1 protein-coding gene is annotated in these 1,006 nt (G+C 51.9%); it reads left to right on the top strand.

Going from position 1 to position 1,006, the window contains the following annotated elements; all coding sequences use genetic code 11:
• The coding region (gene carA / locus ABYP33_RS19645) for a glutamine-hydrolyzing carbamoyl-phosphate synthase small subunit (protein ID WP_373093091.1) at nt 1-907 on the top strand (907 nt) is incomplete at its 5' end.
• Between the last annotated feature and the right edge of the window lie 99 nt (nt 908-1,006).

The raw sequence follows: 1,006 nt of genomic DNA, 5'->3' as shown, positions 1-1,006 counted from the left end.
TTGGTCTGCGGGCTTGGTTATTCGTGATCTGGCTATGACGGCTAGCAGTTTTCGTAGCGAACAAAGCCTCTCTGATTATTTAAAAGCCCGCAATATTGTCGGCATCGCCGACATTGATACCCGCCGCCTCACTCGTATTTTGCGTGACAAGGGTGCCCAAGGTGGTTGCTTAATGGCTGGTGATATTGATGAGGCCAAAGCACTGCAACTCGCTAAAGAATTCGCTGGTCTAAAAGGCATGGATTTGGCGAAAGAAGTGACTACCGCCGAATCGTATGAGTGGCGCGAAAGCAGCTGGCAGTTGGGTGAGGGGTATCGCCCGGCTGCCGACGCTGAGTTGCCTTACCATGTTGTGGCTTACGACTTTGGCGTAAAGCGCAATATTCTGCGCATGCTCGCCGATCGCGGTTGCCGCCTGACAGTTGTCCCGGCCAAAACACCGGCTGCCGACGTGTTGGCGATGAAGCCCGACGGCGTGTTTCTGTCGAATGGTCCTGGTGATCCAGAGCCCTGCGATTATGCGATTGCGGCAATTAAAGAAATTCTAGCAACGGCATTGCCGGTGTTTGGTATTTGCCTAGGTCATCAGCTGCTGGCTTTGGCCTCTGGTGCAAAAACCGTCAAAATGAAATTTGGCCACCACGGCGCCAACCATCCGGTGCAAGATTTGACGACCAAGGTTGTGCACATCACCAGTCAAAACCACGGTTTTGCTGTAGACGAAGCCTCCTTGCCCGCAAATTTGGAAGTGACCCACAAATCATTGTTTGATGGATCGCTGCAGGGAATTCGGCGTACAGATATCCCAGCATTTGGTTTTCAGGGGCACCCTGAGGCCAGTCCCGGTCCCCACGATATTGCGCCCTTGTTTAATCAGTTTATTGAGTTAATTAAAGCGAGTCGCTAAACGGAAAACGGGAGACGCTTTTGCTTAGCGTTTTCCGTCTCCCATCTAGCGTCCTGCGGAGACCCCATGCCAAAAAGAACAGACATCAAAAGTATTCTC

Origin of the sequence: Zhongshania sp., assembly GCF_041584495.1 — a bacterium.
Lineage (GTDB): Bacteria > Pseudomonadota > Gammaproteobacteria > Pseudomonadales > Spongiibacteraceae > Spongiibacter.
Note: the sequence above shows the minus strand (reverse complement) of the source record. Positions and strands in the feature narration are given on the sequence as shown.